Origin of the sequence: Parvibaculum sp. (assembly GCF_039680535.1) — a bacterium.
Taxonomy (GTDB): domain Bacteria; phylum Pseudomonadota; class Alphaproteobacteria; order Parvibaculales; family Parvibaculaceae; genus Parvibaculum.
Window position 1 is genome coordinate 1 of sequence record NZ_JBDKSS010000010.1, and the last position, 19,751, is coordinate 19,751.

The window sequence follows — 19,751 nt, forward strand, 5'->3', positions numbered from 1 at the left end:
TGACGGCCCTTGGTCATGACCTCGGTTTCCTCGCCCGTGACCGTGATGGATTTGCGAGGCGTGAGAATGGATGACGTCGGCTTCACGGCGAAGCGCGCAACGATGTCCTGACCCGACGAGATGCCGCCGAGGATGCCGCCCGCGTGGTTCGTCGTGAAATAGGGGCCTTCATTGCCAATGCGGATTTCATCGGCGTTTTCCTCGCCGGTGAGCGCGGCGGAGCCGAAGCCCTCGCCGATCTCGACACCCTTGACCGCGTTGATGCTCATCAGCGCCGCCGCGATATCGGAATCGAGCTTGCCGTAGATCGGTGCGCCCCATCCGGAGGGAACGCCGGAGGCGACGAGTTCGATCACGGCGCCGCAGGACGAGCCCGCCTTGCGTACGCCATCGAGATAATCTTCCCAGAGCGCGGCAGCCTTGCTGTCCGGACACCAGAAGGGATTTTTCTCGGTCTCGTCCCAGTTCCAGTTTCCGCGATCGATCTTGTGCGGGCCCATCTGCACGAGGGCGCCGCGAATGGTGACGCCCGAAAGAATCTTCCGCGCGATGGCGCCGGCCGCAACGCGCGCCGCAGTCTCGCGCGCGGAGGAGCGCCCGCCGCCGCGATAGTCGCGGATGCCATATTTCGCCATGTAGGTGTAGTCGGCATGGCCCGGACGGAACTTCTGCGCGATGTCGCCATAGTCCTTCGAGCGCTGATCGACATTCTCGATCATCAGCGAGATCGGCGTGCCCGTCGTCACTTCCTCGCCCGTATCGTCGGAGACGAAAGTGCCGGAGAGGATCTTCACCTCGTCCGGCTCGCGGCGCTGCGTGGTGAAGCGCGACTGGCCGGGCTTGCGCTTGTCGAGATAGACCTGAATGTCCTCGGCCTTCAGCGGAATGCGCGGCGGCGTTCCATCGACCACGCAGCCGAGCGCAGGCCCGTGGCTTTCGCCCCAGGTCGTGACGCGGAAGAGTGTGCCGAAGGTGTTGTAGGACATGAGTTTCAGACGATGCTGATGTCGGGCGCGTCTTCAGCCTTCATGCCGACGACATGGTAGCCGGCATCGACGTGATGCACCTCGCCGGTGACGCCCGAGCCGAGATCGGAGAGGAGATAGAGCGCGGTATTGCCCACTTCCTCGATCGTGACCGTGCGCTTCAGCGGCGAGTTCAGCTCGTTCCACTTGAGGATATAGCGGAAGTCGCCAATACCGGAGGCGGCAAGCGTCTTGATCGGGCCAGCCGAGACAGCATTGACGCGGATGTTGTTGCGGCCGAGGTCGACTGCGAGATAGCGCACGCTCGCTTCGAGTGCGGCTTTGGCGACGCCCATGATGTTGTAGTGCGGGATCACCTTCTCGGAGCCGTAATAGGTCAGCGTCACGATGGAGCCGCCATCCGTCATCAGCTTCTCGGCGCGCTGGCAAAGCGCGACGAAGGAGTAGCAGGAGATGGCCATGCTGGCCGTAAAGTTGTCGAGCGAGGTGTCGACGTAACGGCCGTCGAGTTCGTCCTTGTTCGAATAGGCGATGGCGTGAACGAAGAAGTCGATCTTGCCCCAATCCTTCTTCAGCGTTTCAAACACCGAGTCCATGCTGGCCGCGTCGGTCACGTCGCAAGGCAGGATGTGCTTCGAGCCGACCGATTCCGCCAGCGGCACGACGCGCTTTTGCAGTGCTTCGCCCTGATAGGTGAAGGCGATCTCGGCGCCCTGATCGGCGCAGGCCTTGGCGATGCCCCAGGCAATCGAGCGATTATTCGCGACACCCATGATGAGGCCGCGCTTGCCGGCCATCAGGCCGCCCTTGGCGCCGGATTGGGTGCTTGTGATGGCTTCGCTCATCGCGTCCTCGTCTCTTTCGCTCGCCTTAGAATTCGCGCGCATCCTACACAATAGCCCGATCCGGTCCACCAAAAAGCCGGGAGCGAGGGTGACGGCACGTCAGATTTTGCCGTTGCTTCAAGCACTTGCACTGATTGCTTGTCAGAAGTTTCGCCGCGGGTCCTGCGAAAACCCCGCCGCCCAGCCCGCCGCGAAGTCGCGAAGCTCGTCATCCTGATTTTCGGGCAGGACCAGCTCCAGAATCACATATTGATCGCCAGGCGCCTGCCCACCCATCCGCGCGATACCCCGGCCCTTGAGGCGGAGGCGCGTGCCCGTGTTGGATCCCTTGGGGATCATCAGGCTCACGGGGCCGGATATGGTCGGCACATCGACCGCTGCGCCAAGCACCGCTTCGGGCAGGGTCACGGGCAGGGTCATGTGAATGTCGAGCCCATCGCGGCGAAAGAAGGGGTGCGGCTCTATCGATACCTCGATCAGCGCGTCGCCCGGCTCGGCGCCGCCATGGCCTTCGCCGCCCTGGCCGCGCAGACGGATCTGCCGTCCATTTTCGATTCCGGCCGGGATGCTGACGTCGAGCGTCTTCCCGCTATCGAGCAATATACGCTTCGTGGTGCCGCAGGCGGCGTCGATGAACGAGACGGGCAGGCGATAGGTCTGGTCCTGACCGCGGGCGCGGAAGACGCGCTTGCCGGCGCCCCGCAGCCCCTGAAACAGGTCGGAAAAGGGCGTCTGTGCATGCTTTTCAGGGCCGGCCTCGAAGGAGGCTTCGAAAATATGCTCCGTCCTGCGGGGAGATCCGGCAAAGGGGGTATCTTCGAAGGGCGACGTATGGGCGGAAGAGGCGGTACGCGGACGCGGTCTCGCCTGGCGATGGCGCTCTGCGTCAAAGCGTGCACGTGCCGAGGCATCCTTCAGCAGATTGTAGGCAGCCGTCACTTCCTGAAAGCGAGCGCCCGCATTTGCGGCTGTCGGCTCGCCCTCGGCTGGGGCGGCCTGAGCGTCGGGATGCAGGCGCTTCGCCAGCCGCCTGTAGGCAGACTTGATCTCCGCCGAACCGGCATCTGGCGTCAGGCCGAGGATTTCGTAAGGGTCGCGCAAAACTCACTCCGGGAGGCCGAAAACCGGAGCATAGGGCCCTGGCCGATACGAATCGGTTAACCGTGCTGCCGTTGCTGATCGTGGGCTGCTACTGGCTATCGGTCCCGCGCAGTTCGAAATCCGGCGCCGGCGGCGCGGGAGCGACCTGCTGCGCCGCGGCATCGGCTGGTTTCGGTGCCTTCGGGCCTTCAAGGCTCGGCACCAGAATGGCGAGGCGGTCCAGCGCCGGTCTGCTGCCGGAGCGTGAGGCCAGCGCGTACCAGCCGAGCGCCTTGGGCAGGTCCTTCTCCACGCCCTGTCCGCGTTCATACATGACGGCGAGGTTGTACTGGGCGATGGGGCTGCCGGATAGTGCGGCGGCATGAAACCAGAAGGCGGCCGCTTCGAGATTCTTCGGTACGCCGTCGCCCTTCAGATGCATGAAGGCGGCATTGAGCTGGGCGAGGCCAAAGCCCTTGCTGCCCGCCTCTTCGTAAAACCAGAGCGCGCGGGCAGGATCGCGGTCCGTTCCCTTGCCGGTGCGGAGCAGCAGCGCGACATTGCGCATGGCCGCAAGATCGCCGCCCTGGGCGAGCGGCAGCCAGATATCGAACGCCTGTTTGAAATCGCCCGAATCGTAAGCCTCAACGCCCTTGAGGAATCGCTCGCTGGGCGGCGGCAGTGGAGCCGGTTGCTTGAGCGTCTGGACGGGCTCGGCTGTAGCAACGGCTGCGCCCCAGAGGAGCGCAGCCGCAATCATTCCAAGCAGATACGCGGCGGGCCTAGCCCGGAAAACCAAAGCCATGCCCTCTCCCCAACGATCCGCTTACTGGTTCACGATCTGCCAGCTGCCGTCCGGCTGACGGCAGGCCGTGCCGTAGGCGCGTTCGGTCTTGCCGCCGATATTCACGGTCTGGGTGTATTCGCGGCAGTAGGAACCGTTGTCCTGATAGGCCCTCTGCGGCGTCACGGAGCCGTAATGACCTGAATCGGGATTGCGCCACTCGACCGCCTGGCCGGACGGCGCGCTTTCCAGCGCATACTGGGTGCGGTCAGCCATGTACTGGCGGTCGGCGCGGTCGAGCGACTTGCCGATTTCGCTGCCGATCAGGCCGCCGAGAAGCACGCCTGCACCGGTCGCCCAGAGGCGGCCCGTGCCGCCACCGATCGTCGAGCCGGCGAGGCCGCCGAGCACAGCGCCGCCGACGGTGCCGATATTCTGCTTCGGGCCTGCGCCCTCCTGGCAGCCGACGAGCGACAAGGCGAGGGCGCCGATAGCCAAACCTTTGAAAACTTTCATTTCATTCCAGTCCTGTTTCTGCGTCCGCAACGGCCCCCCCCTTTGGCCGGGCGGGACAAACCCCTATGGGGGACTATATAAGACATCAATTGTGGCAGGAAATATGGCAAGACCATAGAAGACCCGCCAGATTTACGCAGCCTTGTGCGCCGGAGTAAGACCGTGACCGACCAGCCCGACAAGACAGAAAGTGACGATCCCGCCGATTGGGCTGCGGTCGGCGATCCTTTCCGGCTGTTTCACGAATGGCTGAACAAGGCGAAGGAAACGGAGATCAACGATCCGAACGGCGTGGCACTGGCCACGGCCGATGCCTCGGGTTTTCCGGATGTGCGCATGGTTCTGCTCAAGGACGCGGACGAGCGGGGCTTCGTCTTCTATACGAATCTCGGCAGCGCCAAGGGGCAGGAGCTGGCGGCAAATCCGCGGGCCGCACTTTGCTTTCACTGGAAGAGCCTGCGCCGTCAGGTTCGCGTTCGCGGCCATGTGATCCCGGTGACGGCGGAAGAGGCGGACGCCTATTTTGCCTCCCGTCATCGCGAGAGCCAGATCGGCGCCTGGGCCTCGCGCCAGTCGCGCCCGCTTGAGACGCGCTTCGAGCTTGAAAAGGAAGTTGCCCGCTATGCGGCAAAATTCGGTCTTGGCAAGGTGCCTCGCCCGGCGCATTGGTCGGGCTTCCGCATCGCGCCGGTGAGGATCGAGTTCTGGCGCGATCGCCCCTTCCGCCTGCATGACCGGCTCGTCTTCGTGCGCCCCGAGCCTGAAGGCGACTGGCAAACAATGAAGCTTTTTCCATGACGGCCCACGGTTCGCGTAGCGAAAAGAATGGGCGGTTGATGCGGCGCGCGACATATGCCGCCGTCGTCACCGCTGTCACCCTCATTGCCATCAAGAGTGTCGCCTTCTATCTCACCGGCTCGGTCGCCATGCTCGGCACGCTGATGGACTCGCTGCTCGACGGCGCGGCATCGCTGCTCAACCTCGTTGCCGTCGGGCATTCGCTGACGCCCGCCGACGACGAGCATCGCTTCGGGCATGGCAAGGCCGAGGCGCTGGCGGGGCTCGGGCAGTCGATCTTCATTTTTGCTTCGGCTGGCTACATCGTTGTCGAGGCCGTGACGCGCTTCTTCGCGCCGGAGCCGGTCGAGAATTCCGGCATCGGCATTGCCGTGACCATTGCCGCCATCATCATCACGCTCGCATTGGTCGCATTTCAGCGCCGGGTTGTGGCACAGACCAATTCGCTCGCCATCGAAGCGGATTCGACGCATTACCGCGGCGATCTCTTCATGAACCTCTCGGTTCTCGCCGCGCTGGCTCTTTCAGGTCTTTTTGGTGTCAACTGGGCCGACCCGTTCTTCGGCATTGCGATTGCAACGCTGATCGGCATTTCAGCCGTTCAGATCGCCTATGGCGCCTATAATCAGCTCATGGACCGCGAACTTTCGGATGACGAGCGCGAGCGCATCAAGGCGATTGCGCTTTCGCATCCGGAGGCGATCAACATCCACGATCTGAGGACACGCACTTCCGGCACGCGAAGCTTCATCCAGTTTCACCTCGAACTGGACAGCTCCATCTCGCTGATGAATGCGCATCGCATTTCCGACGATGTGGAAGCGCGGATCATGGAGGCGTTCCCGGATGCTGAAGTCATCATCCATCAGGATCCCGCCGGCATCGAGGACCTGACACGCCTGCAGCGCGTCTGATCGGCATGTCGCAGGAAGGCACAGGAGAGGACGTCGCCGCTTTTCTCTCGCGGCCTGAAACCTATGGGCTGGCCGCTGGCGACAGGATCGAGTGCATAGAGACGCATGCCTCGCGCGTCTATCTTGCGGGAGAACGCGTCTACAAGCTGAAGAAACGCGTCGATTTCGGCTTCCTCGATTTTACGACCCTCGAAAAACGCCGCGCGGCCGCCGAAAATGAAATCGCGCTCAACCGCCGCACCGCGCCGGACATCTACCTCCGTACCTTGCCCGTGCGCCGCAAGAACGGCGAATTGCAGCTCGGTGGAAGCGAGGGCGAGATCGTCGACTGGCTGGTCGAGATGCGCCGGTTTCCGGCTGAGGGCCTGTTCGCGCGGCTCGCCGACGAGGGACGACTGACCCGCGGACTGATCGAGAGACTGGCCGCCGACGTCGCATCGTTTCACGACCATGCCGAAGTGATGCGCGAGCGAGGCGGCGCCTCGCTCTTCGCGCGCATCGTTGCGGGCAATGACGACAACCTGAAGGATTCGATCGGCAAGGTCTTCGACGCGGAGAAGGTTGCGCGGCTCAAGGTCGAAAGCGACCGGATGATCGAGGCGCATGCGGCGCTGCTCGACGGGCGGCGCGATGCGGGCTTCGTGCGCCGATGCCATGGCGACCTTCACCTTGGCAATGTGACGCTGATCGACAACCGGCCAGTCATCTTCGATTGCATCGAATTCAGCGAGGATATCGCCTCGATCGACATTCTCTACGATCTCGCATTCCTGCTGATGGACCTCGAGTTCCGGGCGACGACGGATGAGCGCATGAGGGGCTTTGCCAACCGGGCGCTCAATGTCTATCTCGATCATGTCGGAGAAGGGGGCATAGGGCCGACGCTCGAAGGACTGGCGCTGCTGCCTCTCTTCGTTGCGACGCGGGCTGCGGTGCGCGCCAAGGTGACGGCTGTGATCGCCGACACGGAAGAAAAGCGGGATCGCTCGCGCGCCTATCTCGATTTCGCCCTCGCCGCCCTCGCGCCGAGGGCGCCGCGCATGGTCGCGGTGGGTGGGCTTTCAGGTACCGGCAAGTCGACCCTCGCCATGGCGCTTGCGCCGAAGCTTGGGCTGCCCCTGGGCGCGGTTCATTTGCGTTCCGACATCGTTCGCAAACGTCTCTTCAATGTTGCACCGCTGGAGCGTTTGCCGGAGGCGGCCTATGCGAAGAATGTGGGGCGCCGCGTTTACGACGAGATGCTGACGCTCGCCGGGACCGCCCTTGGCGCCGGCATGACTGTCGTGGTCGATGCCGTTTTCTCGCGTGAGGGCGAGCGCGGGCGGGCGGAGCGGCTTGCCGCCGAGGCGGGTGTTCCCTTCGAGGGAATCTGGCTGGAGGCCCCGGCGTCGGTCCTTGAAGCACGGGTTGCCTCGCGGGCGGCGGAAGCGCTCGATCCGTCCGATGCCGACGTTCGCGTGCTGCACCAGCAGCTTGCCTATGATCTCGGCACCATGCGCTGGGCGAAGGTCGATGCGTCGGCGAAGCCGGGGGAGAGCCTTGCCTCCGCCATGAGACTGCTCGAAAAGCCGCAGGGCTGACGGTTTCCACCGCTGGCGCCTGCCGCGGCCATGGACTAGATTGCCCTCATGAGCACCCAGGACAAATCCGAACGCAAGACATTGATCCTTACTGGCGCGAGCCGGGGCATCGGTCACGCCACCGTGAAGCGCTTTTCGAGCGCGGGCTGGCGGGTCATCACCTGTTCGCGGCACCCCTTTCCCGAGGATTGCCCCTGGGAGATGGGGCCTGAAGATCACATTCAGGTCGATCTCGCCGACCCGAAGAATACGGAAGAGGCCATCGCTGTCATGCGCGAGCGGCTGAAGGATCAGGGCAGCCGCCTCCATGCACTGGTCAACAATGCGGCGATTTCGCCCAAGGGGCCGGGCGGCGCACGCCTCAACGTGTTCAGCACCGACATGGACACGTGGCACAAGGTCTTCCAGGTGAACTTCTTTGCGCCGGTCATGCTGGCGCGTGGCCTTGTTGAGGAACTGAAGGCGGCGCAGGGCTCGGTGGTCAACGTGACGTCGATCGCCGGCATGCGCGTTCATCCCTTTGCGGGTTCAGCCTATGCGACCTCGAAGTCGGCGCTTGCGGGTCTCACGCGGGAGATGGCCGCGGATTTCGGCCGGCTCGGCATTCGCGTCAACGCCATCGCCCCCGGCGAGATCGACACGGCGATCCTTTCGCCCGGCACGGAAAAGATCGTTGCCGAAATCCCGATGCAGCGCCTCGGTAAGCCCGAGGAAGTGGCCCGCACGATCTATTTTCTGTGCACGGATCAGTCGAGCTACGTCAACGGCGCCGAAATCCACATCAATGGCGGCCAGCACGTCTGAGGCGGTCTGCCTCACGCGAGAAAAATCACCGCGCTCTGGCTGTCGCGCAGCATTGCGTTCTCGCCGACCGTGAAGGCGGAGACCATGTAGCCCGTCGCGCCTTCGAAAGCGCCCGTGCCGCTGACGATGCGGCGAACGACATAGCCATATTGCAGCGAGGGGTCGGGGCACTCGCCGATGAGGCCCTCACCTTCATTGACGAAGCTCACCGTGCCGCCGCCGAAGACGATCTGACCTTCTTCGGTGAAGTGGCCATACTGGTCGGGTTCCACCACAGCTTCAAGGACCGCCTGAGGCGCGCCGGTCGTGAAGACAGGATCGAGCCCTGCGCCGAAGCTCGCGCGGGTCTCTATGCGCATTCGCATGCCCATATCGTCTTCGGGCGTGACCTTGCCTTCAAAAAGAAGCTGGTAGCGGACTTCCTTCATGGTCAGGCGCTCCCCCTCAGACCTTCCTTCGCAACCATTGCTTCGGCTTCGTCGAGGGCGCGTTCGGCGCGATCGAAGATGTCGTCGATATCGGCTTCCTTGACGATGAGCGGCGGGCAGAAGGCGACGATATCGCCGCCAAGCGCGCGGATGATGAGGCCGTTCTTCTCTGCGGCTTTCTGCACGGCGGCGCCGATGCCGGCTGCGGGATCGAAGCTGCGCTTCGACGCCTTGTCGGCGACGAGTTCGATCGCGCCGATGAGGCCCTTGGCGCGGGCATGGCCGACCAGCGGATGTTCGGCAAGACGCGCCACGCGGGCCTCGAATTTCGGCGCGACGTCGCGCACATGGCCGACGATATTGCGTTTTTCGTAGATTTCGAGAGTCTTGGCAGCGACGGCGGCGGCAACCGGATGCGCGGTATAGGTGAAGCCGTGGCCGAAGGTTCCGATCTTTTTGCTCTCGTCGAGCATCGCCTGATACATGTCCTCGCCGACGGTGACGGCGGCGATGGGGACATAGGCGGAGGAAAGCGCCTTGGCGACGGAGATCGAGTCCGGCTTGATGCCGAAGGTCTGGCTGCCGAACATATTGCCGGTGCGGGCGAAACCGCAGATGACTTCATCGGCGATGAAGTAGATGCCGTATTTGTCGAGCACCGCCTGAATCTTCTGGAAGTAGCCCTCGGGCGGAATGATGACGCCGCCCGCGCCCATGATCGGCTCGGCGATGAAGGCGGCGACCGTCTCCGGATCTTCCTCGATGATCATCTTTTCGAGGTTTGCGGCAAGACGGGTCGTGAACTCGTCTTCCGTCTCGCCCGGTTCGGCATAGCGATAATAGTGCGGGCAATCGGTGTGACGGGCAAAAGAAAGCGGCAGATCGAAATCGCGGTGATTGGGCAGGAGGCCGGTGAGGCTTGCGGACGCCACGGTGACACCGTGATAGGCGCGTAGGCGCGAGATGATCTTCTTGCGCTTCGTTTGTCCCCTGGCGTTGTTGTAATACCAGACGAGTTTCACCTGCTGGTCGTTGGCTTCGGAGCCGGAGCCGCAGAACAGAATCTTCGAGGCCTTGTGCGGCGCGATGGCCTTGAGCTTTTCGGCGAGTTCCGCCGCATGCTCATGGCTCTTGCCGCCGAAGACATGCGTGAAGGGCAGGCGGCGAAGCTGCTCGTTTGCCGCCTCGATCAGTTCCGGCTCGTTATATCCGAGAGATGTGCACCAGAGACCCGCAAGCCCCTCGATATATTTGCGGCCATCCGCGTCCCAGACGTGAATGCCTTCGCCGCGTTCGATGATCATCGGCCCTGCGCCGCGGAAGGCGTCGAGATTGGTGTAAGGATGGATCACCGTCTCGATATCGCGGACAGCGGCGTTGCTCAAACTCGTCATCATTAGCTCCCTCGGGCTCCGGCCGAACGGGGCGTAATATGGGAGTGTTGAGGCGGGGTGTCAAAAGGCCTCAGAATCCGGGCGGCGCGCGGAAGCCTCCGAGCAGTTCTTCGAGCATGCCGGCTACGGCGATGGTCGTGCGGTCGCCGAAATGCGGTCCGATGATCTGTGCGCCGACGGGCAGTCCTTCGCTGGTGACGCCGACCGGCGCAACGCTTGCCGGGAGATGCGCGACCATGGCGGGGCCCGCCCAGGTGAGCACGTCGAAATATTCGCGCTCCTTGCCGTTCACGATGAGGCGACGCTTGTGCCAGTTCGATTGCTGGTCGTGCGGGAATGCGGGACGCATCAGCACCGGCGCCAGAACGACGTCGTAATCGCGAAAGAAGTCTGCCCAGGCGGCCATCAGCCGTGCCTGATGCTCCTCCCAGACGAGGCGGTCGGCATAGGAGATATTCGCGCCGCGCGCCTGCAGGGAGATGTGGCTTCTGTCGCCAGCCGGAAGCTTCGCGCTCATCTCCACAAGACGCTGCTTCACGCTGTCGGGAAAGCGCGATGCCGTGATCGAGTGAAGCAGCGTCAGATAGACCTCGTTCGACCATTCGAGGGTGAAGCCGGGGCGCGCGGTCCAATCGACCCTGGCGCCAGCATCCTCAAGCGCCTTGGCGGCGTTTTTCAGAAGCGCGGCGCTTTCCGCGTCGATCTCGCAGAACGGGTCGTCGATCCAGACGGCGACGCGCAAATCCTTTGCGGTGGCTGCGCGAGGTGGCGCGAGATCGAGGTTCCAGCCTCCGGCCTTGATGTCGTCCGGCCCGGCGATGACGGAGAGCAGCAGGTCGAGGTCTTCAGCGCTGCGCCCGAGCGGCCCGGCGACGGAAAGATCGCCCTCCGCCAGATGGCCGGGCGGCGGCGAGATGTGGCCTCGCTTCGGCACGATGCCGAAGGTCGATTTGTGGCCGAAGACGCCGCAGAAATGCGCGGGCGTTCTGATCGAGCCGCCGATATCGCTGCCGATTTCGAGGCCTGTGAGGCCGGCGGCCAGCGCCGCGGCAGATCCGCCCGACGAACCGCCGGGGCCGCAGGCCAGATTCCACGGATTGTTCGTGGTGCCATAGACATCGTTGAAGGTCTGAAGGTCGCCGGACAGAAAGGGCACGTTGGTCTTGCCGAAGATGACCGCGCCCGCCTTCTCGATCCGCTCGACCGGCGCCGCGCTCCTCTCCGGCACATGGTCTTCATATTCGGGCGAACCGCCGGTCGACGCGAGGCCTTTCACCTCATAGGCGTCCTTGACGGTCATGGGGAGGCCGTGGAGGGGACCCCACACCTCGCCGCGAGCCAGCGCCTCGTCGGCCTCCAGCGCCTTCCTGCGCGCGGCCTCGAAATCGCTGGCGACAATGGCGTTGATCTTCGGATTGTGGAGCACCGTGCGGGCGATGAAGTGCTCCAGCAATTCTCGCGAGCTGATTTCGCGCTCCCGGATCATGCGGGCGAGTTCGGCGGCGGATTTGAAGTGAAGTTCGGTTTCGGCGGCCATGTGATCCTCGACTTTCCCTGCTCGTGCCCTGATCGGGCCAGATTAACGGCCAGAGGGACGGCAGGGGCAATAAAATTGCCGGCCAGCGGCCCGGCCGGCGTCATTGTCGGCGCGGGGGCAAGCCGCTAGACTGCGCCAAAATCCGCGTAAAACGCTGCGTCCGGCATGGTCGGGCCCCGTTTTCGCCCAATGTATTGTCAGGGACAGGGAACGATGAAGGGATTGATGCAGGATTGGCCGCTGCGCGTGTCGAGCATTCTCGATCATGCAGCGCGTTTTCACGGGGACCGCGAGATCGTCTCGCGCTCGGTGGAGGGGCCGATCGTCCGCACCACTTATGCAGAGATGGCGGTCCGCGCGCGCAAGGTCGCGCAGGCCTTGCGCCGGCTTGGCGTGAACGAGGGCGATGTGGTCGCCACTCTGGCCTGGAACACTGGCCGCCACATGGAGGCCTGGTACGGCATCATGGGCCTTGGCGCCGTCTGCCACACGCTCAATCCGCGCCTGTTCGCAGAGCAGCTCGTCTACATCATCAATCACGCCGAGGATAAATACATTCTCGTCGATCTGACCTTCGTTCCGATCGTCGAGGCGATCGAAGCGCAGTGCCCCAACGTGAAGGGCTACGTCATTCTCACCGACGCGGCCCACATGCCGCAGACGAAGCTCAAGAACGCGCTCTGCTACGAGACGCTGATCGACGCCGAAGACGGCAAGTTCGATTGGGTCGAGGTGGACGAGAATGCCGCCTGCGGTCTCTGCTACACGTCCGGCACGACGGGCCATCCGAAGGGCGTCCTCTACTCGCATCGCTCCAATGTGCTGCACGCGCTGATTTCGGCGACGGCGGATGCAATGGGCCTCGGATCGACCGATTGCGTGCTGCCGGTCGTGCCGATGTTCCATGCCAATGCCTGGGGCATCACCTTCTCGGCGCCGATGGTCGGCGCGAAGATCGTCATGCCGGGCCAGAAGATGGATGGCGACAGCATCTGCGAATTGCTGACGACGGAAGACGTAACCTTCACGGCCGCCGTGCCGACCGTGTGGCTGATGCTGCTCCAGTATCTCGAAAAGACGGGCAAGACGATCCCGCATCTGAAGCGCGTCGTGATCGGCGGTTCCGCCGCGCCGCGTTCGATGATCGACGTGTTCGAGCGCAACTATGGCGTCGACGTCCGCCATGCCTGGGGCATGACCGAGCTTTCGCCGCTCGGCACGCTCGGCAGCTTCAAGTCCGGCATGGAGACGCTGTCCTATGACGAGAAGCTCGACATCAAGGTGAAGCAAGGCCGTCCGCCCTTCGGCGTCGAGATGAAGATCACCGACGATAATGGCAATGAGCTTCCCTGGGACGGCAAGGCGTTCGGCCATCTGCTCGTGCGCGGGCCGGCGATCGCCGGGGCCTATCTCAAGGGCGAGGGCGGCCAGATCCTCGATGAAGGCGGCTGGTTCGACACGGGCGATGTCGCGACGCTCGATCCGCTGGGCTTCATGCAGATTACCGATCGCGCCAAGGACGTCATCAAGTCGGGCGGCGAGTGGATTTCCTCGATCGACCTTGAGAACCTCGCGGTCGGTCATCCGAAGGTCGCCGAAGCCGCGGTGATCGGCGTCGTTCATCCAAAGTGGGACGAGCGGCCGCTGCTCATCGTTGTGCTGAAGGAAGGCGAGACGGCGACCAAGGAGGAGATCCTCCACTATATGGACGGCAAGATTGCCAAGTGGTGGATGCCCGACGACGTGGCCTTCGTCGATGAAATTCCGCATACGGCGACGGGCAAGATCCAGAAGCTCGCGCTGCGCGAGATGTTCAAGGGGTACAAGCTGCCTTCCGCGACAGCCGCGGAATAACCGGCCGCAAGGCCACAGGGGAGGACGGGATGGACGAAAAGTCGCGCGCTGCGCGTTGGGGCGGTCGGATCGGCATTCTGGCGATCCTGCTCTTGATCGCATCAATCACGGCTAACCATCTCGGCCTCCTCGGCTATGAGCTGCCGCTGGCCGGTATCGCACTCGCCGCGTTGCTGGGCGTCATTGCCCTTGTGGTGTCGCTCGTCGGGCTCATCGCCGTGCTGCGCGGAAAGCACGGTGGGGTGGCGGCCATTCTCGGTGTCGCGCTCGGTGTGATTGCGGCGGTGCCTGTCGGCTCGACATTGGTGCTCGGACGCGGCGTGCCGCGCATTCACGACATCACGACCGATCTCGCCAATCCGCCTCAGTTCGTGCTCGTGGTTCCCTTGCGCAATGGCGCTCCCAATTCGCTCGACCGTTCGACGCCGCCCGACCTCGCGGAGCAGCAGAAGAAGGCCTATCCCGATCTCGTAACGCTCACGGTGGCCGAGCAGCCGGGCAAGGTCTATGTGGCCGCGCTGGAAACCGTGAAGGATATGGGCTGGACGCTTGACGGTTCGACGCCGGAAAAGGGGCTGATCGAAGCGACGGCGGTGACGAAGCTCATCGGCTTCAAGGACGATGTGGCGATCCGCATCGTGGAAAAGGATGGCGGCACCGCGGTCGATGTTCGTTCCGTCTCGCGCGTCGGCATGAGCGATCTCGGCGCCAATGCGAAACGCATTCGTGGCTTTCTCGGTGCGTTGAGTGCACGGGTCGCGGCGCAGCGGTCCTGATCAGGGCAGGCGATATTCCGCGCCGAGCGTCGGTTCGCCATCGGTGACGACGCGGCCCTGGTGAACGAGCCGGCCAATATGAGCGAGCACGGAGCGGGCGGCCGCCGGGTAGAGGCGCTTGTCCACGGCGGCGTAGATCACGGGCACCATGTCCGCTATGCGCGTGTGCCCCGCCTTCAACTGTTCGATGATCTGCCTCTCGCGCTCCTCGCGGTGAGCGATGAAGGCGCGGACGAAGGGCTTCGGGTCGCGGATCGCAGGCCCATGGGTCGGCCAGAAGATTTCGTCGTCGCGCGTCAGCAGCAGGTCCAGCGAATTCATGTAGTCGCTCATGTTCCCGTCGGGCGGGCTGACGATGCTGGTGGACCAGCCCATGACATGATCGCCGGAAAAGAGCGCCTTTTCCTCGCGTAGCGCGAAGCAGATGTGATTGGAGGTGTGGCCGGGCGTATGGACGCATTCGATCGTCCAGCCCTCGCCCTCAATGACGTCGCCATGGCGGATTTCGACATCCGGCACGAAGCTCATGTCGCCGTCTTCCTCGCCGGCGCCGGCGCCATGCGGGCCGTAACCATAGGTTTTCGCGCCGGTGCGCGCCTTGAGCGGAGCTGCCGCAGGCGAGTGGTCGCTATGGGTGTGCGTGATGAGAATATGGGTGACCGTTTCGCCTTCGATGGCGCGCATCAGCGCCTCCACATGCTTCTCATCGAGCGGACCGGGATCGATCACGGCAATCTTGCCGCGGCCGACGATATAGGTACCCGTGCCCTTGTAAGTGAAGGCGGAGGGATTTTCCGCGACGACGCGGCGGATCAGCGGCGACACCTGATCGCTTTCGCCATAGGTGAACTCGATCTCGCGCACATAGGGAATTTCGACGGCCATCGGAATATCTCTCTTGTCGCCGCTTCACGTTGCGGCCGTGCCGCAGCATGGACCGCACGGCCAGTCAATTCAACAGCCCTCAGTCCATGACTGCATGGGCGGCCTGGTCAGCCGGAATAGGGCTCGTCATTTTCGGCGCGCGCATCAGATAGACCGCAGGAACGGAGATCAGCGTCAGCCACATCATCAGCTTGAAACCGTCAATATAGGCGATGGCCGCTGCCTGCTGCGTCACGAGCCCATTGATGACGCTCAGTCCTTTCGGGTTCTCAAGCGAGAAAGCGGCGGGCGCCGAGCCGGCACGCAGCAGGGGATTGAGCGGGCTGATATGCGCGGCGAGCTGCGCATGGTTGACCTGCGTCATGGTCGCGATCATCGCCTGCGTGGTCGCGATGCCGATGCTCGACCCGACATTTCGCATGAGGCTGAAGAAACTCGTTCCTTCGGTGCGCAGATGCGCCTCGAGCGTGACGAAGGAAAGCGTCGTCAGCGGCGCGAAGATGAAGCCGAGGCCGAGACCCTGCATGACGCCGGTACGTATGATTTCAAATTCGCTCACATTGAGGTCGAACTTGCTCATCTCCCACAGTGTGAAGGAGGTGAGTGCGAAGCCGCCCGAAATGATGAGACGCATGTCGACGGAATTGATGATGCGTCCGGCGATCACCATGGCGATCATCGTCCCGAAGCCGCGCGGCGCGAGCACGATGCCGGTGGTGATGACCGGATAGCCCTTCAGGTTCTGAAGGAAGGTGGGCATCAGCGCCATGGTGGCATAGAGGACGAAGCCGACTGCCATGGACAGGCAGAGGCCGAGCATCAGATTGCGATCCTTGAAGAGATCGAGGTCGATGAAGGGCTGCCGCGTCGTCGCCGAATGGGCGATGAACAGGTAGATACCGAAGGCCGCCAGCAGGGCTTCAAGGATGATCTCGTTCGAACCGAACCAGTCCTGGATGTTGCCGCGGTCGAGCATGAGCTGCGTGGCGCCGATGCCGAGGCTCAGAAACGCGAAGCCGAGCCAGTCGAAGCGACGTTCCCTGGAGAGCATCGACTCGCGCAGTGCGCCGACAATTGCGGTGAAGGCCAGCACGCCGAAAGGCACGTTGATGTAGAAGACCCAGCGCCAGCTGTAATTGTCGGTGAGCCAACCGCCGAGGGCGGGCCCGACGATCGGACCCACCATGACGCCGACGCCCCAAAGGGCCATCATCTTGCCGCGCTGCTCCAACGTGTACATGTCGAACATGATGGTCTGGGAGAGCGGAACGAAGGCCGCGCCGAACGCGCCCTGAGCGAGGCGGAATATGACGATCTGGTCGAGCGTCTGCGCGGCGCCGCAAAGCATGGACGTGACGGTGAAGCCGACGACCGAAAGGGCGAGCAGACGCTTGCGTCCAAAGCGGATCGCGAGAAAGGCCGTGAGCGGCGTCGCGATGGCGGCGGCGATGATGTAGGAGGTCAGCACCCAGGCGATCTGATCCTGCGTCGCCGCGACGCTGCCCTGCATATGGGGCAATGCCACGTTCGCGATCGTCGAGTCGAGCGTCTGCATCACCGTTGCCAGCATGACCCCGGCGGTGACGATTGCTTTACGCATCGTCTCGTTCATTTGGCGGTGCTCGCCGCTGTGGTCGACGCGATTGCCTGGGATTTCGTGTCGATTTCGACATTGGCGCTCATGCCGGCACGAATTTCCGGATCGCCGGGCTTGCGGTCGATTGCGATGCGCACCGGAACGCGCTGCACGACCTTGACCCAGTTGCCGGTCGCGTTCTGCGCCGGCAGGACCGAGAATTCCGAACCCGTCGCCTGCGAAATGCTGGCGACATGGCCGCTCCACTTGCGGCCGGGATAGGTGTCGATGTCGATCTCGGCGATCTGGCCGGGATGGACATTGGTGAGATCGGTTTCCTTGAAGTTGCCTTCGATCCAGACATTGTCGTGGGAGACGAGGGACACCACGGCCATTCCGGGCGCAATCTGATCGCCGACCTGCGGCTGCTTGCCCGTCACGCCATCGAAGGGCGCGCGCACGGTCGCACGCTCAAGATTGAGCGCGGCATTGTCACGCTGCGCCTTCGCGGCGAGATAGGAGGCATGCGACTCGACGGGCGCGTCGGGTGCGCCGTCGAGCTGCGCCGAGATCTGCTCTAGGCTCTGCCTGAGAACGCCATCGAGCTGCGAGGCGGTATCGAGATTGTGCCGCGCGGTGTCGAGGCTGGACTGGCTGGCGAAGCTTCGCTTGGCGAGCGTCGACTGGCGTTCGAACTCACGCTTGTAATAGGCGATGCTGCTGGCAGACAGGTCGAGCTGCGCCATCGTCATCTGATATTTCGCACGCAGCGCCTTCACATTCGCCGTTGCGGTGGCGAGCTGTGCGTCGGCTTGTGCAAGCGCGATCCGGTAGGGGGCAGGGTCGATCTGGAAGAGAGGATCGCCGGCCTTCACGAACTGGTTCTCTTTCACGAAGACCTCGACGATACGTCCGCCGACATCGGGGCTCACGGAAACCATGTCCGCCTTCGCATAGGCGTTGTCGGTGCTCACATAGCGGTCGCCCGTGAAATAGAGATAGGCGATGGTCGCGATGAGGAGCGCGGGGATGCCGATCAGAAGGATCGGACGAAGCTGCGTCCGGTCACTCATCAGGCGCCTCGCCGCGCTCGAAACGGGGGCGAATGTCACAGACATGCTCGATGCCTTTCAGGTTCGGATGACGAATAGCGAATGTGAATCGACGTGCGGCCGCCTACTCGCCGCGCGCCGGCGCTGATGAAGCGCCGAGGGGCACAGCGGCGACATTGCCGCGCAATCGTTCGAGAAGGCCTGCAAGCGTCTCAACTTCGGAGCGCGCGAAGCCGCCAAGAATGGTGCCGTAGATATCTTCCGCAACGTCCCATATCTGCTCGAGAAGGGGAGCGGCCTGTTCGGTGAGGAAGAGCCGTTGCGCGCGCCGGTCTTTCGGATCCGGGCGACGCTCCACCAACCCGGCGGCAACCAGCTTGTCGATCAGGCGCGCGACCGTGATCGGCTGCACGTCGAGAAGGTCGGCCAGGCTCACCTGATTGAGTCCCTCATTGCGCGACAGATGCACCAGCGCCCGCCACTGGGCCTGCGTCAGGCCGAGAGGCGCAATGCGGTCGTTGAAGATGCGGCGGAGCATCCGCGACGAGTCGCCGATCAGGAATCCGATCCCGAGATCGAGGGATCGGGGAACAGGGAGCGGTTTATGAAGCATTGCTGTCTAATAGCCTTGCACTTAATAAGCTTTGCTTATTATACAAAGATAACAAAGGGCCCCGCAAGGGGGGCCGCGCTGACAATGAGAGGCGGCAGCCTTCGGATTACCGACCAGATGGCCGCGTGCCAGACGGCGCAACTTTTGGCCGGTTGATCTCGGATGCCTAGTCGGACGGGCCGGTCTGATCCGATGTTCCCGGGCGGCTGTCAGGTGGTTCAGGCGTCGTGGGAGAGCCTGTTGGCAGAATTCTCTCCGGCGCGGTCGATAGTTCGCGCCGGAGCCCCACGCCCAGCTTGGTGCGAAGAAAGCGGCTGACGGCGCTGGTGTCGGCGAATCCCAGTCGATAGGCGAGTTCTGAAAGGTTCGGCCTGACTTCACTCTGGAAGTATGTCTCCACCTCCCGACGGCGGACTTGTTCGACCACCTGATTGAAGGTCTGCCCATGTGCCGTCAATCGGCGCTGAAGGGTTCGAGAGTTTGTCCCAAGGGCGCCCGCTACCTGATGAAGCGAGACGCTCCCCCCCGCGAGATTGGTGGAAATGATTTGTTCCACTTGCTGCACCACGCTGGTGGGCCAGGATTTCTCCGTGGCTTCAAGATGGCGCTCCAAATAGGCGAGCATATGTGCGTTCCCCACCCCGGTAAGTCGGGACATATCGGCCTTTTTTCCAATTATAGCGCAACGATCTGCTCCGAAACTCACCGGGCAGCGGAAGAAGTTGTGATGACTTCGCAGACTGGCTGGCGCTGCGTGCTGGAATTCGACGAACTCTGGCGCCCAATCCTGCCCGAGTATCAACCTGCCGATCAGAATCGACAGGGCTAAGGTCCCTTCCAGAAACTGCGAGCCCCCGTAGCGTGTCGGCACGAGCAGGACGGTTCGCAGGACGACTTCGTCACCTTGCTCCTCCACTGTTGTCGTGAGCGCACCGCTTTCCATGTGCTGGAACCGTTGAGTTAGGCGGATCGCCTCTCCCATGGTCGGGCAGTGGTCCCAAAGGATACTCAAAGGGCCGTAGCCCCGAAGATTTCCCCATGCGGCGAAGCTGATGCCGAGATCCGGGCGGCCCGCCACCACAGAACAGACCTGGAGGAGATCGACGATCCCGTGAGCAGGCACCCGCTCCGCAACGGCGGATGCAGCCACAATAGCGGACAGTTCCTCGTCGAGAATGGACGTCAGCGAGAGGCCGCTGGCTTTGGCGAACTTCACAAATTGACGGACCGCTCCAGCGTCCGCCATAGCCTGCGGCTTGCCCATGTGTCACCGTTCGCCAATACAATGTCGCGTTTTGTCAAGACGACTGTACCCATGTCTTCCATGAT

At 63.2% G+C, this 19,751-nt stretch carries 19 protein-coding genes; 6 read left to right on the forward strand and 13 right to left on the reverse strand.

What is annotated here, in order from left to right:
- From aroC to ABFC66_RS05515, 5 genes are all read right to left on the reverse strand, one after another.
- The coding region (gene aroC, locus ABFC66_RS05495) for a chorismate synthase (RefSeq protein ID WP_346739969.1) at positions 1 to 986 on the reverse strand (986 nt) is incomplete at its 3' end.
- A 5-nt stretch (positions 987 to 991) separates the two neighbouring features.
- The gene (fabI, locus tag ABFC66_RS05500; RefSeq protein ID WP_346739970.1) at positions 992 to 1,831 is read right to left on the reverse strand and encodes an enoyl-ACP reductase FabI; all 840 of its coding nucleotides are present in this window, start codon (positions 1,829 to 1,831) and stop codon (positions 992 to 994) included.
- A gap of 141 nt (positions 1,832 to 1,972) precedes the next feature.
- Complete coding sequence (locus ABFC66_RS05505) at positions 1,973 to 2,932, reverse strand: DnaJ C-terminal domain-containing protein (protein WP_346739971.1); 960 nt, start codon at positions 2,930 to 2,932, stop codon at positions 1,973 to 1,975.
- A gap of 88 nt (positions 2,933 to 3,020) precedes the next feature.
- Positions 3,021 to 3,716 (reverse strand): tetratricopeptide repeat protein, encoded by a 696-nt coding sequence (locus tag ABFC66_RS05510; RefSeq protein ID WP_346739972.1) that lies wholly within the window; start codon positions 3,714 to 3,716, stop codon positions 3,021 to 3,023.
- Between the two features lie 21 nt (positions 3,717 to 3,737).
- Positions 3,738 to 4,211 carry an RT0821/Lpp0805 family surface protein gene (locus ABFC66_RS05515; protein WP_346739973.1) on the reverse strand — a complete coding sequence of 158 codons (474 nt, stop codon included), beginning with the start codon at positions 4,209 to 4,211 and terminating at the stop codon, positions 3,738 to 3,740.
- A 162-nt stretch (positions 4,212 to 4,373) separates the two neighbouring features.
- On the opposite strand from ABFC66_RS05515, the gene pdxH reads away from it, so the two are divergent.
- Genes pdxH through ABFC66_RS05535 form a run of 4 tightly spaced genes read left to right on the forward strand, consistent with a single transcriptional unit; the run spans position 4,374 to position 8,307 of the window.
- Complete coding sequence (gene pdxH / locus ABFC66_RS05520; RefSeq protein ID WP_346739974.1) at positions 4,374 to 5,009, forward strand: pyridoxamine 5'-phosphate oxidase; 636 nt, start codon at positions 4,374 to 4,376, stop codon at positions 5,007 to 5,009.
- Positions 5,010 to 5,047: 38 nt separating this feature from the next.
- Positions 5,048 to 5,923 (forward strand): cation diffusion facilitator family transporter, encoded by an 876-nt coding sequence (locus tag ABFC66_RS05525; RefSeq protein ID WP_346739975.1) that lies wholly within the window; start codon positions 5,048 to 5,050, stop codon positions 5,921 to 5,923.
- A gap of 5 nt (positions 5,924 to 5,928) precedes the next feature.
- Positions 5,929 to 7,503 carry an AAA family ATPase gene (locus ABFC66_RS05530; RefSeq protein ID WP_346739976.1) on the forward strand — a complete coding sequence of 525 codons (1,575 nt, stop codon included), beginning with the start codon at positions 5,929 to 5,931 and terminating at the stop codon, positions 7,501 to 7,503.
- A 48-nt stretch (positions 7,504 to 7,551) separates the two neighbouring features.
- Positions 7,552 to 8,307, forward strand: coding sequence for an SDR family oxidoreductase (locus tag ABFC66_RS05535; RefSeq protein WP_346739977.1), 756 nt, complete (start codon positions 7,552 to 7,554; stop codon positions 8,305 to 8,307).
- An 11-nt stretch (positions 8,308 to 8,318) separates the two neighbouring features.
- On the opposite strand, the gene ABFC66_RS05540 is transcribed toward ABFC66_RS05535, so the two are convergent.
- The 3 genes from ABFC66_RS05540 to ABFC66_RS05550 all read right to left on the reverse strand — a co-directional run bounded on the left by ABFC66_RS05540 (position 8,319) and on the right by ABFC66_RS05550 (position 11,666).
- Positions 8,319 to 8,735, reverse strand: a complete 417-nt coding sequence (locus ABFC66_RS05540) for a hypothetical protein (RefSeq protein ID WP_346739978.1) — start codon at positions 8,733 to 8,735, stop codon at positions 8,319 to 8,321.
- 2 nt (positions 8,736 to 8,737) lie between these two features.
- The gene (locus tag ABFC66_RS05545; protein ID WP_346739979.1) at positions 8,738 to 10,129 is read right to left on the reverse strand and encodes an aminotransferase; all 1,392 of its coding nucleotides are present in this window, start codon (positions 10,127 to 10,129) and stop codon (positions 8,738 to 8,740) included.
- 70 nt (positions 10,130 to 10,199) lie between these two features.
- Positions 10,200 to 11,666, reverse strand: coding sequence for an amidase (locus tag ABFC66_RS05550; RefSeq protein ID WP_346739980.1), 1,467 nt, complete (start codon positions 11,664 to 11,666; stop codon positions 10,200 to 10,202).
- A 213-nt stretch (positions 11,667 to 11,879) separates the two neighbouring features.
- Here ABFC66_RS05550 and ABFC66_RS05555 point away from each other — a divergent pair, with 213 nt between their 5' ends.
- Both ABFC66_RS05555 and ABFC66_RS05560 read left to right on the forward strand, forming a co-directional pair.
- Positions 11,880 to 13,520, forward strand: coding sequence for a 3-(methylthio)propionyl-CoA ligase (locus tag ABFC66_RS05555; protein ID WP_346739981.1), 1,641 nt, complete (start codon positions 11,880 to 11,882; stop codon positions 13,518 to 13,520).
- Positions 13,521 to 13,549: 29 nt separating this feature from the next.
- The gene (locus ABFC66_RS05560) at positions 13,550 to 14,296 is read left to right on the forward strand and encodes a DUF1499 domain-containing protein (protein ID WP_346739982.1); all 747 of its coding nucleotides are present in this window, start codon (positions 13,550 to 13,552) and stop codon (positions 14,294 to 14,296) included.
- Here the strand turns inward: ABFC66_RS05560 and ABFC66_RS05565 are convergent, their stop codons facing one another.
- The 5 genes from ABFC66_RS05565 to ABFC66_RS05585 form a co-directional block, all read right to left on the reverse strand.
- Positions 14,297 to 15,181, reverse strand: a complete 885-nt coding sequence (locus ABFC66_RS05565) for an MBL fold metallo-hydrolase (RefSeq protein ID WP_346739983.1) — start codon at positions 15,179 to 15,181, stop codon at positions 14,297 to 14,299.
- Between the two features lie 79 nt (positions 15,182 to 15,260).
- Entirely contained in the window at positions 15,261 to 16,793 is a 1,533-nt protein-coding gene (locus ABFC66_RS05570; protein ID WP_346739984.1) for a DHA2 family efflux MFS transporter permease subunit, read from the reverse strand.
- Positions 16,790 to 17,830, reverse strand: a complete 1,041-nt coding sequence (locus ABFC66_RS05575; RefSeq protein ID WP_346739985.1) for an HlyD family secretion protein — start codon at positions 17,828 to 17,830, stop codon at positions 16,790 to 16,792. Before ABFC66_RS05575 ends, ABFC66_RS05570 begins: the two co-directional genes overlap by 4 nt.
- Before the next feature lie 103 nt (positions 17,831 to 17,933).
- A complete protein-coding gene (locus tag ABFC66_RS05580) occupies positions 17,934 to 18,422 on the reverse strand; it encodes a MarR family winged helix-turn-helix transcriptional regulator (RefSeq protein WP_346739986.1) in 489 nt (162 codons plus the stop codon).
- A gap of 166 nt (positions 18,423 to 18,588) precedes the next feature.
- The gene (locus tag ABFC66_RS05585) at positions 18,589 to 19,686 is read right to left on the reverse strand and encodes an AraC family transcriptional regulator ligand-binding domain-containing protein (protein WP_346739987.1); all 1,098 of its coding nucleotides are present in this window, start codon (positions 19,684 to 19,686) and stop codon (positions 18,589 to 18,591) included.
- Positions 19,687 to 19,751 lie beyond the last annotated feature (65 nt).

Bases quoted from the DNA above. Each gene is read 5' to 3' on its own strand.
- ABFC66_RS05510 (WP_346739972.1), bottom strand. From the start codon at position 3,716: ATGGCTTTGGTTTTCCGGGCTAGGCCCGCCGCGTATCTGCTTGGAATG.
- ABFC66_RS05565 (WP_346739983.1), bottom strand. From the start codon at position 15,181: ATGGCCGTCGAAATTCCCTATGTGCGCGAGATCGAGTTCACCTATGGC.
- ABFC66_RS05530 (WP_346739976.1), top strand. From the start codon at position 5,929: ATGTCGCAGGAAGGCACAGGAGAGGACGTCGCCGCTTTTCTCTCGCGG.
- ABFC66_RS05570 (WP_346739984.1), bottom strand. From the start codon at position 16,793: ATGAACGAGACGATGCGTAAAGCAATCGTCACCGCCGGGGTCATGCTG.
- ABFC66_RS05550 (WP_346739980.1), bottom strand. From the start codon at position 11,666: ATGGCCGCCGAAACCGAACTTCACTTCAAATCCGCCGCCGAACTCGCC.
- ABFC66_RS05580 (WP_346739986.1), bottom strand. From the start codon at position 18,422: ATGCTTCATAAACCGCTCCCTGTTCCCCGATCCCTCGATCTCGGGATC.
- ABFC66_RS05560 (WP_346739982.1), top strand. From the start codon at position 13,550: ATGGACGAAAAGTCGCGCGCTGCGCGTTGGGGCGGTCGGATCGGCATT.
- ABFC66_RS05535 (WP_346739977.1), top strand. From the start codon at position 7,552: ATGAGCACCCAGGACAAATCCGAACGCAAGACATTGATCCTTACTGGC.
- fabI (WP_346739970.1), bottom strand. From the start codon at position 1,831: ATGAGCGAAGCCATCACAAGCACCCAATCCGGCGCCAAGGGCGGCCTG.
- ABFC66_RS05555 (WP_346739981.1), top strand. From the start codon at position 11,880: ATGAAGGGATTGATGCAGGATTGGCCGCTGCGCGTGTCGAGCATTCTC.
- ABFC66_RS05585 (WP_346739987.1), bottom strand. From the start codon at position 19,686: ATGGGCAAGCCGCAGGCTATGGCGGACGCTGGAGCGGTCCGTCAATTT.
- ABFC66_RS05515 (WP_346739973.1), bottom strand. From the start codon at position 4,211: ATGAAAGTTTTCAAAGGTTTGGCTATCGGCGCCCTCGCCTTGTCGCTC.
- ABFC66_RS05540 (WP_346739978.1), bottom strand. From the start codon at position 8,735: ATGAAGGAAGTCCGCTACCAGCTTCTTTTTGAAGGCAAGGTCACGCCC.
- ABFC66_RS05545 (WP_346739979.1), bottom strand. From the start codon at position 10,129: ATGACGAGTTTGAGCAACGCCGCTGTCCGCGATATCGAGACGGTGATC.
- ABFC66_RS05525 (WP_346739975.1), top strand. From the start codon at position 5,048: ATGCGGCGCGCGACATATGCCGCCGTCGTCACCGCTGTCACCCTCATT.
- ABFC66_RS05575 (WP_346739985.1), bottom strand. From the start codon at position 17,830: ATGAGTGACCGGACGCAGCTTCGTCCGATCCTTCTGATCGGCATCCCC.